This window comes from Alloalcanivorax marinus (assembly GCF_016785095.1).
Taxonomy (GTDB): domain Bacteria; phylum Pseudomonadota; class Gammaproteobacteria; order Pseudomonadales; family Alcanivoracaceae; genus Alloalcanivorax; species Alloalcanivorax marinus_A.
The window spans coordinates 21,541-33,863 of record NZ_JAEKJB010000001.1 but is presented as its reverse complement, the minus strand read 5'-3'; the positions used below and the strand labels follow the sequence as shown (position 1 = coordinate 33,863).

The following is a 12,323-nucleotide window of genomic DNA, read 5'->3' as shown; positions in this document are numbered from 1 at the left end:
GACTTCAGTCGCGATGCCGACGGCACGGGCATGATCGCGACTGAAGTCGCTCCTACAACCCTGCGGCCCCGCGAACGTCAGTCGCCTTCGACGATCAGCAGGTCGGCGCTCAGTGAGCGGGGCGTTTGCGTGCGGCGTTCCACCACCCGGGCGTTGAAGCGCGCTTCGCAGCGCTCGGCCAGGGCATAGAAGGGGGAGCGGCCCGGGTCGGCGATGATGATCCGCTTCACGCCTTGACCCAGGGCCCGGCGGATCAGGTTGAACAGCACCGGCGTGAGTTCGTCCCAGAAGCAGATGTCGGCGCCGGTGATCACGTCCACGCCGGCCAGGCGCTGCTTGGTGAGGCGCTCGAAGCGGCAGCGCAGGGTCTCCACCTCAACCTTGTTGATGGCGGCGTGCAGCGCCAGGTAGGGGAAGACATCGGCGTCCGCGTCCACGGCGGTGACCCGGCAGCCCAGCCGCTTGGCGGCGAAAATCGACAGCGGGCCCCAGCCGCAGCCGATGTCCATGAGGTGCGTTTGAGGGCCCACTTCACCGCGCCGCTGCAGGCGGGTCAGCTCGTCCATGATCAGAAAGCTGGAGTTCCACACCTTGTTGCCGTGGATCGATGGCTCATGCTCGCGCTTGAGACGGCGCACTGCCCGGTGGCCGCTGCGCAGCAGGGTCAGGCCACGGGTCTGGACGGTGTGGGGCTCGCCGCGCTGAATGCGCGGAATCTCGAATTCGGGAAGGTCTTGGGTCATGGAAGCCGGCGCCTTGGAAAAGCAACGACATTAAGGGCGCCGGCGTCGGGGATCAAGGCTGGACGTTGTTCCAGAACTGGCGGAACGCCTCGGCGCTCTCCTCCGGGGCTTCCGCCATGGGTACATGGCCGACACCGTCGAGTACCACCGCTCGGGCGTCGGGCAGCTCCTGCTCGAACACACGGACGTTATCCAGGCTCAGCAAACGGTCCTCGCGGCCCCACAGAATCAGTGTCGGTGTCTTGACCCGCGGCAGCACGCCGCGCCCCTTGAGGCGCATGGCGGGGTCCAGGTTGATGTCCCGCCACACCTTCTCGGCGACATCGGCATTGGCGGCCTTTTCCTCGCCCATCAGGGTGATGGCGAAATCGGGGATGCCCACGGAGCGTTCCGAGGCCCAGTCCAGGGTGGTATGGAATTCCTCGGCGCTGTGCGGGATCAGCGGGTTGCGGTCGGCCTGTTCCTGGGCGTTGAGGAACTCGGCGGTTTGCAGGGTGAGGCCGGCGGAGTCCACCAGACCCAGTGACAGCAGGCGATCCGGCTGGCGGCGCGCCATCTCGATGGCGATGGCGCCGCCCATGGAGTTGCCGGCCACATGGAAGCGGTCCACGTCGAGGGTGTCGAGCAGGGTGAACAGGCGCTCCGCCTGGGTGCTGATGTCGTAATCCATGTCGGTGGTGCGCGGCGTGGTCTGCCCGTGGCCGGGCAGATCCGGGATCACCAGATAGTAATCACCTTCCACCTGGTTGGCGAAATGGATCCAGTTGCGGGCGTCGGCGCCGAAGCCGTGGATCAGCACCACCACGGGCGCGTCCCGGTCGCCGTTGCTGGTCAGTACATGCCAGTTCAGGCCATCCTTGGTTTCCACATGGCGATCGTCCAGGCCGGCACGCCATTTCTCGAACGCCATGCCCTGGTCGTAGGCCCAGTGGCGGGTGGTGTCGCAGCCGGCCAGAAGGGTCAGCGTGGCGACCAGAAAGATGGTGCGTAATACCATGGGGCGCTCCTTTATTATCCGTGATTGTCCCCCAGGAAAGGTCAGCGTAGTTGATCCGCCCCCCGGTTGGCAGCGCCGGAAAGGTCAAAAACGGTAAAGCGTGAAGAAGCGGCCGGGGAGGGGCTCAGCGGGTTTTCAGATTCCAGATACCGGCGCCGATGATCAGCAGAGTGCCAAGTACCGTGGACAGCACCAGGGTTTCGCCCCAGAACACCCAGCCCAGCAGCGCCGCCCACACCACGGCGGAATAATTGTAGACCCCCACCTGGCCCGGTCGGGCGATCTGGTAGGCATTGGTCATCGCGAACTGGCCGCCGATCGCTACCGCGCCGATGCCGAGCATCCACAGTGCCTCCTCGGCGTTGGGCCACTGACGCACGCGCAGCAGCAGCAGGGCGGAGAACAGGGTGGCGAACAGGGAGAAGTAGAACACCACCCGGTGCGGCGGCTCGCTGGCCGCCATGCGACGAATGCTGACCTTGGCGATGCTCATGATCATGGCGCCGGCCAGGGCCACCAGCATCACCGGGTCGACGGCGCCATGACCGGCCTGCAGGATCACGCCCACCCCCACGAAACCAATCAGAATCGCCAGCCAGGTATGGCCGCTGATGCGGTCACCCAGCCACAGCCAGGCCACCAGCGGCAGGAAGAAAGGTACCGTCATCTTCACCAGCACCGCCTCGGCCAGCGGAATATGGGCGATGGTATAGAAGAAGCAGAACATGGCGGACACGCCGGTGAAACCGCGAATGAAGTGCAGCCCCAGGTGTCCGGTACGCAGATCGCGGATGCCGCCACTGGCCACCAGGACCGGCATCAGCACCGCCAGGCCCAACAGGTTGCGACCGAACACGATGACCTCCACCGGCATGGTGTCGGACAGATGCTTGATCATCGCCGCCATCACCGCCAGCAGACCTTCACCCAGTACCAGCAGCAAAGCGCCCTTGATCGGCTGATCGGTGCCCTCGTGGTTCACCGGGCCGGCTGGCCTTTGCCGGGCAACTGAGGGAGGATGCGTGCTTGAGTGCTCATGCGCCATCTCGCGATAGGGGGCGGCATTCTAACGCCGGCACGCCGCCCTGACCATGGAGAACACCCGACATGCGCTGTTTCATCGGCCTGCCGGTCCCCGCCGAGCCGGGCGCCGCGCTGGGGCGCCTGCCCTTGCCGGCCCGGGCTCGGCCGGTAGCCGCCACGGACCTGCACCTGACTCTGGCCTTTCTTGGCGAACGGTCCGGCGGCTGGGCCCGGGCGCTGTGGCCGGCCCTGGCCGGCATCGCCGCCGCCACGCCGGCCTTCGACCTGACGCTGCCGGCGGTGGACGTGTTCCCCCGCGCCGGTGGTCGCGTCCTGGCGGCCCTGGCGGAACGGGACCCACGCCTGCTGGCCCTGCACGGGGCGGTTTGGCGAGTGCTGCGAGACGCGGGCGTGGCGGCGGAGACACGGCGCTTCCTGCCCCACGTGACCCTGGCGCGGCTGCCCGCGCCGACCGAGTCCAACCCGGTGCCGGGCCCCTGGACCCTGCCAGTGCGCGAAGTGATGTTCTACCAAAGCCCGCCGGAACAGGACGGCTATCGCGCTCTGGCGCGCTGGCCCACCGGCACGGATTGAAGGGGCACGACCGCGCCAGGCGCGGCGGGGCGGCGTTCCCGGAAGGGGGACCACGACGAGACGCGGCCCTGATGGAGAGACCGGCCCACGAACGCGCGGCCAAGCCAAACGGTCAGCCACAAAAAAGCCCGGCGCGAGGCCGGGCTTCCTGGGGTCGGATGATCGCGGCGATCAGCCTTCCTTGAGGGCGGTGGTGATGTCCACCACGGCACCCTTGCCATCGCCGAACAACATCAGGGTGTTGTCCTTGGCGAACAGCGGGTTGGGCAGGCCGGCGAAGCCCGGGCTCAAGGAGCGCTTCACCACCACCACGGTCTTGGCCTTGTCCACGTTGAGGATCGGCATGCCGTAAATCGGGCTGCCTTTGTCCTCGCGGGCCAGCGGGTTGGTCACGTCGTTGGCGCCGAGCACGATGGCCACGTCGGTCTGCTCGAAGGTCGGGTTGATCGCGTCCATGTCCTTGAGCTTGTCGTAGGGCACTTCCGCTTCCGCCAGCAGCACGTTCATATGGCCGGGCATACGGCCCGCCACCGGGTGAATCGCGTACTCCACCTCGCCACCATGGGCCTCGATGGTATCGGCCAGCTCGCGCACCGCGTGCTGGGCCTGCGCCATGGCCAGACCAAAGCCGGGCACGATCACCACGCGCTGAGCGGTTTCCAGCACCATGGCCACTTCCTCGGCGGAGGTGGACTTGATCTTACCCTCGTACACCTCGTCCTGATCCATCGCTTCGCCGGCCTCGGCCATCACGCCGAACAGCACGTTGGTGAGCGAGCGGTTCATGGCCTTGCACATGATCTGCGTGAGGATCAGACCGGAGGCGCCCACCAGGGAACCAGTGACGATCAGAGCGCTGTTGCCCATCACGAAACCGGCGGCGGACGCGGCGATACCGGAGTAAGAGTTGAGCAGCGCGATCACCACCGGCATGTCGGCGCCGCCAATCGGCAGCACCAGCAGCACGCCGAGGACGGCGGCGGCGATGGCCAGCGCCCAGAACACGAGCGGCGTGCCCGGGTTCATCACCAGGTAACCGATCGCCACCAGGGAGCCGATCAGGAGCAGCGCGTTGACCAGCTTCATGCCGGGGAAACCCATCGGTTTGCCGCCGATCAGTTCCTGCAGCTTGGCGAACGCCACGAAGGAGCCGGTCAGGGTGACGGCGCCGATCAGCACCGCCGCGCCGGTGGCGATGATGCCCACCACGTCCGGGTGCCCGCCGCGGAAGAACTCCGCCGCCGCCACCGCGAAGGACGCGCCGCCGCCGAAGCCGTTAAGCAGGGCCACCAACTGTGGCATGGCGGTCATCTGCACTTTCTTGGCCAGGATGGCGCCGATCACGCCGCCGACGATGACGCCGGCGATGATGATTTCATAGGTGACGATGTCGCGGTGCAGCAGGGTGACCACACAGGCCACGCCCATGCCGGCGGCCGCCAGCATGTTGCCGCGAACGGCGGTCTTCGGCTTGGTCAGGCCCTTGATGCCAAGAACGAAGAGAATGGCCGAGATCAGATAGGCGATATCAATCCAGTTATCGGAAATCTGCATGGGTTACTTCCTCTTGAACATCGCGAGCATGCGATTGGTGACCATGAAGCCGCCAATCACGTTGATGGTCGCCAGCACCACGGCAATGAAGCCGAGCACGTTGATCAGAAGACCCGCGTCGGAGCCGGCGGCGATCAGGGCGCCCACCAGGGTAATGCCGGAGATCGCGTTGGAGCCGGACATCAAGGGAGTGTGCAGGGTCGGCGGTACCTTGGTGATCAGTTCCACACCCAGGAAGATCGCCAGTACAAAGAGGGTAAGCTGTGCCACGAAGTCCATTACTTGTCCTCCTCGCCGTGGTCGCCTTCGGCGTCGTCGGACGCTTCCGGTTCGGCTTTCTTGAGTTCCGGCAGGCCCAGCATCTCGCGCAGCCGTGCCTGGGGCACGTCGCCGGCGTGGCTGATCACGGTGTCGGCCACGATCTGGTCCTCGAAATCGAGTTGCAGGTCGCCGTTGTCGTCGAGCAGCAGGTTGAGCAGGTTTTCCATGTTCTTGCCGAACATCTGGCTGGCATGGAACGGCACGGAGGAGGGCACGTTGGTGGGGCCGATGATCAGCACGCCGTTCTCCACCACGGTCTCGCCGGCCTGAGTGAGCTCACAGTTGCCACCGCGCTCCGCCGCCAGATCGACGATCACGGAACCGGGCTTCATCGCCTTGACCATGTCGGCGGTGACCAGGATCGGGCTCTTGGCGCCGGGAACGGCGGCGGTGGTGACCACCACGTCCATTTCCTTGATCACCTCGGTCATCAGTTCGCGCTGACGCTTGAGGAAGTCCTCGCCCTGGGCCTTGGCGTAGCCGCCGGAGCCTTCCGCCTCGCCGGTATCCAGGTCCAGTTCCACGGGCTTGGCGCCCACTGAAAGGATCTGTTCACGGGCGGCGGGACGCACATCGTAGGCTTCCACGATGGCGCCGAGACGCTTGGCGGTGGCGCAGGCCTGCAAGCCGGCCACGCCGGCGCCCATCACGAACACCCGGGAGGCGTTCAGGGTGCCCGCGGCGGTCATGTTCATCGGGAACATGCGATGCGAGGCGTTGGCCGCCAGCAGCACGCACTTGTAGCCGGCGATCATGGCCATGGAAGACAGCACGTCCATGGACTGGGCGCGCGTGATGCGCGGAATCAGTTCCAGGGCGATGCCGGTGACCTTATGGTCGGCCAGGGTTTGGGCGAATTGAGGATTGGCGAGTGGATCCGTCATGCCAATCAGGAACTGATCGGCTTTCAGGTTGTCCAGATCCTTATCGCCATTGGTCGTATTGCTACCCGGAGTCTGGACTTGCAGGATAGCCTGAGCGTTGGAAAAGACGTTGTCCCTGTCGACGAGCTTCGCGCCGGCGCTCTCGTACTCGCCGTCGGTAAAGCCAGCCGCCTCGCCGGCGCCGTGTTCGATCAGAATCTCGACGCCTTGCTTCTTCAAAAGTGCGCCGACGTTGGCGGGCGTAAGAGCCACCCGTTCCTCGCCGGGGCAGATTTCCTTGGGTACACCGATAATCACCTGCGTTACCCCCATCTTATGGTTCGTCAAACCGGTCCCGGATTTTTTTCCGGGACCTCGAAAAACGGCCGGTTTATTCAAACCGGCCGCCGAGCAGGCTGCTAACCTTATTGTGGAGTGACCAGCTTGGCAAACAAGAAATGTCTGTCCACTGGACGAACGGTCAATAATTGAGCGGAAAGATCACCGTTTTTTCTCAGTTTTGTTCAGTTTTTGATCAACAATGGCCCGGTCCGACGCTTCCCGCATATGCACGAACGGCTCCAGAATGGTGTTTCCGCGCACCTGTGCCTTGATCACATGTAAAAAGGTGTAAGCCCCCAGCAATTTCCGGAACAAAAAGATGAATTCCTTGGGCGGCACGTCGAAATGCACCGACAGGGCGGTGCGGCTGGCGCGGTTCATCACCCGGTTCGGCAGGTCGCTTTCGCCCCACAGATATTCACCCTTTTCATTGACCACCGAGGGCGGTGGCGGGAAGCGGTCCGGGTCCTGCAGGGCTTCGATGGCCTCGAAACACAGCGCCGCGAAATCATCCAGCAGGCGCCGGGGCACATCGCCGGACAAAAAGCCCAGGGCGCGCATCGCATCCACCAGGCGGTCGGTATCGTGATACCAGGCGGCGCGGATCATTTCCCGGCCGGGCCCCAGCACATCGTCATCGAAATCACGAATGGCGCCGAAATCGAGCAGCACGATCTGGTCGCGGCCATCCTCGCCGACCCGCATCAGGTAGTTGCCGAAGTTGGGGTCGGTCTGCATTTTGTCCCACTCGAACACCTCCCGACAGCACAGCTCCATGATCGCGCGGCCCAGGAAATTGCGCCGTTCCTGGCCAAGCTCGGTCACCGACGGGTCGCTGATGTGCACGCCTTCTTCGTAGGACAGGCAGAGAATGTTGTGAGTGGAGTAGTCGCCGAACACCTCCGGCACCACGAAGCGCGGATCGTCGAGCAGCGCCTGGCGGAAGTGTCGGGTGGTGTGTGCCTCAAGGTCGTAATCCACCTCGCGGCCAAGCATGGCGCGCACTTCATCGAGCCACTGGTTGAATTGCTCGGTGATCGGCACCAGCCGACTCAGTTTCAACAGACGCACCAGGGCACGCATATCCGAGTCGATGGCGTCGGCGACGCCGGGGTACTGGATCTTGAGCACCAGTTGGCGACCGTCGCTTTTGCGCCGGGCCCGGTGTACCTGGCCCAGGCTGGCGGCCCCCAGGGGCTCCGGGTCCACGTCCAGCTCGCTGAGTTTGACGGTGCCCAGTTGCTGCTTGAGATGCTTCTCAACCGCCGGCCATTCCAGGGCGGTGGTGCTGTTCTCCAGGGTATGCAGGGCGGCGGTAACCTCCTCGGGCAGGAAGTGCTCGCCGAACAGCGCCATCATCTGGCCGATCTTGACCACCGAGCCTTTCAGCCGACCGAGTTCGTCGACCAGTTCCCGGGCTCGCTCGGACAAATTTTCCCGGCGCCGCGCCTCGCGCTTGTCGGCACTGCTGAACAGGCCGCCGGCGCTGGTGGTGGCGTAGCGCGCGCCGGCCAGGAAACCGGCCCGGGCCAGTGAGAAGCGGCGTTCCAGGGAGCCGGTCTTTACCCGTTTCACGGTTTTTCGTGCCATAGTGCCTCGCGCCAACGATGAACAGAGGGGACGGCGGGGTCCCGAACGCCCCCGCATTCTATCGTGGGATGCCTCGAATACCTACATGGGGATGGATATGCAGACCACCTGGATTCTGCTGCGCGGGCTGGTGCGCGAGCAGGCCCACTGGGAGGGGTTCGCCGAGCGCCTGGCCTCGGCGCTGGGCAGCGGCCACCGGGTGCTGCCCCTGGATCTGCCGGGTAACGGCGTGCTGCACCGGAAACGCAGCCCGGCGCGGGTGGCGGCCATGGTGGACGCCGCCCGGGATCAACTGGCCGGCCTTGGCGTGGAAGGGCCGGTGCGTTTGGTGGCGTTGTCGCTGGGCGGCATGGTGGCGGTGGAATGGCTGAAACGGTATCCACGGCAGGTGGCCGCCGCGGCGCTGATCAATTCCAGCGCGGCGCCGTTCAGCCCGTTCTGGCGGCGCCTGCGCCCTGGCAATTATGGACGGATTCTGTGCCAGGGATTGCTGAGCCGCGACCGGCTGGCCCGGGAGCGCATGATTCTGGATATCACCACCAACCACCTGTCGCCGCTGGAGCGGGACGCGGTGGCCCGGCGATTCCTGGCGGTGGATCGGGCACGACCGGTGTCCGCCGCCAATACCGTGCGCCAGCTGTGGGCGGCGGCCCGTTTCCGGGCGCCGGCGAGGCTGCCCGAGGGGCCTTCGGTGCTGGTGATCAACGGCGCCGGCGACCGACTGGTGCACCCGGACTGTTCCCGGGCCCTGGCGCGGGCCTGGGAGCGGCCTCTGGCGGTGCATCCGGACGCCGGCCATGACCTGTCCCTGGACGCACCGGCCTGGTTGACCGATACCCTGGTCCGCTGGGCGAATCCGCTGTCTTGACCGCGCCCGGGTGGCGCTCTAGCGTGTACAGAACCCGCCGGTTCTGAGCCGGCCCGGTATCAGGAGCACAATCATGGCCACGCCCACCGAACTGGCCCGCCTGCGGGCGGGCCCGAGCACGCCCCGGGAGCATATCTGGTTCGATCGCTATTCCCATTCCCGGTTGCAGAGCTGGCGCCGGGTCCAGGACCCGCTGGCGGACCGTTGTCTGGAATCGGTCCCGTTCCGTCGTCCTTCCGGTTTGCTGGAGGAGGTCGAGCGACGTGCCGGGGAGGAGGGCGGCGTCTACCGGGACTTCCTGGAGCATTGTTTCAGGGTGCCGGGCTGGGTGGACTTCGAGGCCATGGAACTGGGCCGGCGCATGTATCGCCGTCACGGCGCCCTGCAGGGGCTGGTGTTGATGTGTTCCAGCCTGGTGGAGGGCTATGCCCACAACAAACCCTCCCAGGTACTGGTGGCCACCGGTCGTTTACAAAAGGATGTCTCCCGGCGCATCTACGAAACCGGTCAGATGCTGCACAACATCGCGGCTCCGGACGGCTTGCGCCCCGGAGGGCTTGGCCACCGCACGGTGATGGAAGTGCGGCTCCTGCATGCCGCGGTACGCCGTTTCCTGGCCGAACGCGGTGACTGGGACGAAGACCGCTACGATCTGCCCATCAACCAGGAGGACATGGCCGGCACGGTGCTGGAATTCGACTACATGGTGGTGCGTGGGCTCAAGCGCATGGGGCTGTACATCAGCCGTGAAGAGCACGAGGCGATGCATTACTTCTGGCGCTACGCGGGCTACCTGCTGGGCGTGGACGAAGCGCTGCTCACCACCAGTCTGGAGGAGCAGGAAGTGCTGGCACTGCAGCTTACCTCTCACCTTTATGATCCCACCGGGGACAGCGAGGCGCTGGCCAAGGCGTTGCTGCGCGACATGAGCAACAAGCCACCGTTTCATCTTCCCTATGACGTGCTGGTGGCGGTAAGCCGGTATCTGATCGGCGACGCCATGGCCGATGATCTAAACCTGCACAGCCGGGTGTCCTCGGCGGCGGCGGTGCGTCTGACGCGCGCCGCGCTGGGCGCCGCCAGCCTTGGGCAGCGGCTGCTGCCGGACGCGGCCAAGCGGCGCCTGGAGGATTTCAATCACGGTCTGGGCCGGCGCACCCTCAAGGTGGGATTGGGGGGCGACCCGGCCCGCTGGGGGTTCAAGGCCCTGGCCTGATCCAGGGCCGGTTCTTCAGGAGTCCTTACACCGGTTTACAGGCCGGTTCCCTTGTCGGCGACCCGCTGTTCATGGAGGAGGCCCATCATGTCGGCCAGAATATGGCCGGTTTCGCGCAGATAGGGGTCCTCGTCCATGGGCTCCTCGTTGGCCTCCGGGTCGAGAGCACGCTGTTCCTCCAGTTTGCGCAGGTCTTCCATCTTGTCGATCGTGTCCTCGCCCCGGTATTCGCGCAGGCGGTTCTCGATGGCCAGGCGCTTGCCGTCGAAGTCCCGCTGCCAGGCCTGGCGCTGCTCGGCGTTGAGCGATAGCTCATGGCGCTCGTTGGCCTGGCGCAGCAGGTCGCGCAGTTTTTCCACGTACACGAATTCCGGGTTGTCCTGGATGCGCTTGTCGTGGCGCTCCCGCAACGCCGGCAGCAGCGGTACCAGGTCCTGGTAGCGCTGATAATCCGCCGGTTTGATCTCGTCCCATGGCATCGCGTTGGGCAGGCTGCTTTCACCCACCTCCTGCTTGTCGATCAGAGAGGGCATGTTCACATCCGGCACGATGCCCAGATTCTGGTTGCTGGAGCCGGATACCCGGTAGAACTTGGCATTGGTCATTTTCAGCTTGCCGTGGTTCAGATCCAGCAGGGTCTGCACGGTGCCCTTGCCGTAGGTCTGATCACCGACAATCAAGGCGCGACCGTAGTCCTGCATGGCGCCGGCGAAGATCTCCGAGGCCGAGGCGCTGTAGCGGTTCACGAGAACCGCCATGGGGCCGGCGTAGAGCATGCCCGGATACTGATCGTTCTCGACGCTGACGCGGCCACCGGCCTCGCGCACCTGCACGGTGGGGCCACGATTGATGAACAGGCTGACCAGCTTATTCACCTCCAGCAGCGAACCGCCGCCGTTGTTGCGCAGATCGATCACCAGGCCGTCCACGTTTTCCTTGCGCAGCTCCACCAGCAGCTCGGCCACGTCCCGGGTGGTGCTGGTGTAGTTGGGGTCGCCGCGATGGAAGGCATTGAAGTCCATGTAGAAGGCGGGAATCTCGATCACGCCCAGCTTGACGGTGTCGCCGTCATGCTGGAATTTGATCACTTCCTTCTTGGCGGCCTGTTCCTCCAGTACCACCTTGTTGCGGGTGATGGCGATGGTGCGGGTGTCGTGCTCGCTGGCGCTGCCGGCGGGGATCACTTCCAGGCGTACCTCGGAGCCCTTGGGCCCGCGGATCATGTCCACCACCTCGTCCAGGCGCATGCCGATCACGTTGATCATGTCGCCGTCTTCCTGGCCCACCGCGACGATGCGGTCTGCGGGCTTGATCTGACCGTGCTTGGCGGCCGGGCCGCCGGGCACCAGGCGCACCACCTTGGTGTAGCCGTCCTCGTACTGCAGCACCGCGCCGATGCCTTCCAGGGAACGGCTCATGCTGATGTCGAAGTTCTCGGAATTGTGCGGGGTGAAGTAGTTGGTGTGCGGGTCGAAGGACTGCGCCAGCGCGTTCATATAGGTCTGGAACACATCCTCGGAAGTGTTCTGGCGCACCCGGTTGAGCTGGCTTTCGTAGCGGTTGGTGAGACGCTCCTGGATGGCCTCGTCCTCGGTGCCGTTGAGGCGCATGGAGAGCACCGCGTTCTTCAACTGGCGGCGCCAGATCTGGTCCAGGGCCGCGTCATTGGCGGCCCAGTCCGCCTCGCTGCGGTCCACCAGCACTTCCTCGTCGCCGTCGAAGGACCAGTCGTCGAAACCGGCCTTGATGTCGTCGAGGATTTCCGTCAGGCGGGCCTCCAGGCGTGTCTGGAAGCGATTGAAAATGGTGTAGCCCGCTTCCAGTTCGCCGTCCTCGAGCTGGTCATCCAGCTTGTCGCGATAAACCTGGAAGTCGTCGATGTCCTGGCGGGTGAAGTACAGCCGATTGGGGTCCAGGTCCTTCAGGTATTGCTCCAGCACCCGGGCGGACAGCGCATCGTCGAATTTGAGCCGGCGGTAGTGCAGGTCGAGCCGGTCGACGATTTCCTCGGTGGCCTCGCGGTGCACGGCCTCGGGCTTGAGCGCCCCCTGGACCTCGGGGCCGGCTTTGAGGTCGCCGCCCACCTTGAGGGCGCCGCCCAGCAACAGGGCCGCGAGAAACACGCCTAACAGCTTTCGGAATACGGACATGGGCGAACTCGGTTGTGTTTGGATCAAAGGTTTTGCCCCAGTATAAGGGAATCGGCGGCCAC

The 12,323-nt window shown here is 65.1% G+C and carries 11 protein-coding genes; 3 read left to right on the top strand and 8 right to left on the bottom strand.

What is annotated here, in order from left to right:
- Positions 1-77: 77 nt before the first annotated feature.
- The 3 genes from JF515_RS00175 to JF515_RS00165 form a co-directional block, all read right to left on the bottom strand.
- Complete coding sequence (locus JF515_RS00175) at positions 78-743, bottom strand: class I SAM-dependent methyltransferase (RefSeq protein WP_203099752.1); 666 nt, start codon at positions 741-743, stop codon at positions 78-80.
- 52 nt (positions 744-795) lie between these two features.
- Positions 796-1,740 carry an alpha/beta fold hydrolase gene (locus JF515_RS00170; RefSeq protein ID WP_203099750.1) on the bottom strand — a complete coding sequence of 315 codons (945 nt, stop codon included), beginning with the start codon at positions 1,738-1,740 and terminating at the stop codon, positions 796-798.
- Positions 1,741-1,864: 124 nt separating this feature from the next.
- Positions 1,865-2,722: a DMT family transporter gene (locus JF515_RS00165; protein WP_338015147.1), complete on the bottom strand. Its 858-nt coding sequence runs from the start codon at positions 2,720-2,722 to the stop codon at positions 1,865-1,867.
- A gap of 125 nt (positions 2,723-2,847) precedes the next feature.
- Here JF515_RS00165 and thpR point away from each other — a divergent pair, with 125 nt between their 5' ends.
- The gene (gene thpR / locus JF515_RS00160) at positions 2,848-3,357 is read left to right on the top strand and encodes an RNA 2',3'-cyclic phosphodiesterase (RefSeq protein WP_203099746.1); all 510 of its coding nucleotides are present in this window, start codon (positions 2,848-2,850) and stop codon (positions 3,355-3,357) included.
- A 171-nt stretch (positions 3,358-3,528) separates the two neighbouring features.
- Here thpR and JF515_RS00155 read toward each other — a convergent pair whose 3' ends face one another.
- The 4 genes from JF515_RS00155 to JF515_RS00140 all read right to left on the bottom strand — a co-directional run bounded on the left by JF515_RS00155 (position 3,529) and on the right by JF515_RS00140 (position 8,027).
- Positions 3,529-4,911 (bottom strand): NAD(P)(+) transhydrogenase (Re/Si-specific) subunit beta, encoded by a 1,383-nt coding sequence (locus tag JF515_RS00155; protein ID WP_238400751.1) that lies wholly within the window; start codon positions 4,909-4,911, stop codon positions 3,529-3,531.
- Between the two features lie 3 nt (positions 4,912-4,914).
- Positions 4,915-5,190 (bottom strand): NAD(P) transhydrogenase subunit alpha, encoded by a 276-nt coding sequence (locus tag JF515_RS00150; protein WP_161385650.1) that lies wholly within the window; start codon positions 5,188-5,190, stop codon positions 4,915-4,917.
- Positions 5,190-6,413 carry a Re/Si-specific NAD(P)(+) transhydrogenase subunit alpha gene (locus JF515_RS00145; RefSeq protein ID WP_203100382.1) on the bottom strand — a complete coding sequence of 408 codons (1,224 nt, stop codon included), beginning with the start codon at positions 6,411-6,413 and terminating at the stop codon, positions 5,190-5,192. The genes JF515_RS00150 and JF515_RS00145 overlap by 1 nt, the downstream gene beginning before the upstream one ends.
- A 183-nt stretch (positions 6,414-6,596) precedes the next feature.
- The gene (locus tag JF515_RS00140; protein ID WP_203099744.1) at positions 6,597-8,027 is read right to left on the bottom strand and encodes an AarF/UbiB family protein; all 1,431 of its coding nucleotides are present in this window, start codon (positions 8,025-8,027) and stop codon (positions 6,597-6,599) included.
- A 97-nt stretch (positions 8,028-8,124) separates the two neighbouring features.
- On the opposite strand from JF515_RS00140, the gene JF515_RS00135 reads away from it, so the two are divergent.
- Both JF515_RS00135 and JF515_RS00130 read left to right on the top strand, forming a co-directional pair.
- The gene (locus tag JF515_RS00135; protein ID WP_203099742.1) at positions 8,125-8,895 is read left to right on the top strand and encodes an alpha/beta fold hydrolase; all 771 of its coding nucleotides are present in this window, start codon (positions 8,125-8,127) and stop codon (positions 8,893-8,895) included.
- Positions 8,896-8,968: 73 nt separating this feature from the next.
- Positions 8,969-10,111, top strand: a complete 1,143-nt coding sequence (locus JF515_RS00130) for an oxygenase MpaB family protein (RefSeq protein ID WP_203099740.1) — start codon at positions 8,969-8,971, stop codon at positions 10,109-10,111.
- A gap of 35 nt (positions 10,112-10,146) precedes the next feature.
- Here the strand turns inward: JF515_RS00130 and JF515_RS00125 are convergent, their stop codons facing one another.
- On the bottom strand, positions 10,147-12,261 hold the full coding sequence (locus tag JF515_RS00125) for a carboxy terminal-processing peptidase (protein WP_203099738.1): 2,115 nt from the start codon (positions 12,259-12,261) through the stop codon (positions 10,147-10,149).
- Positions 12,262-12,323 lie beyond the last annotated feature (62 nt).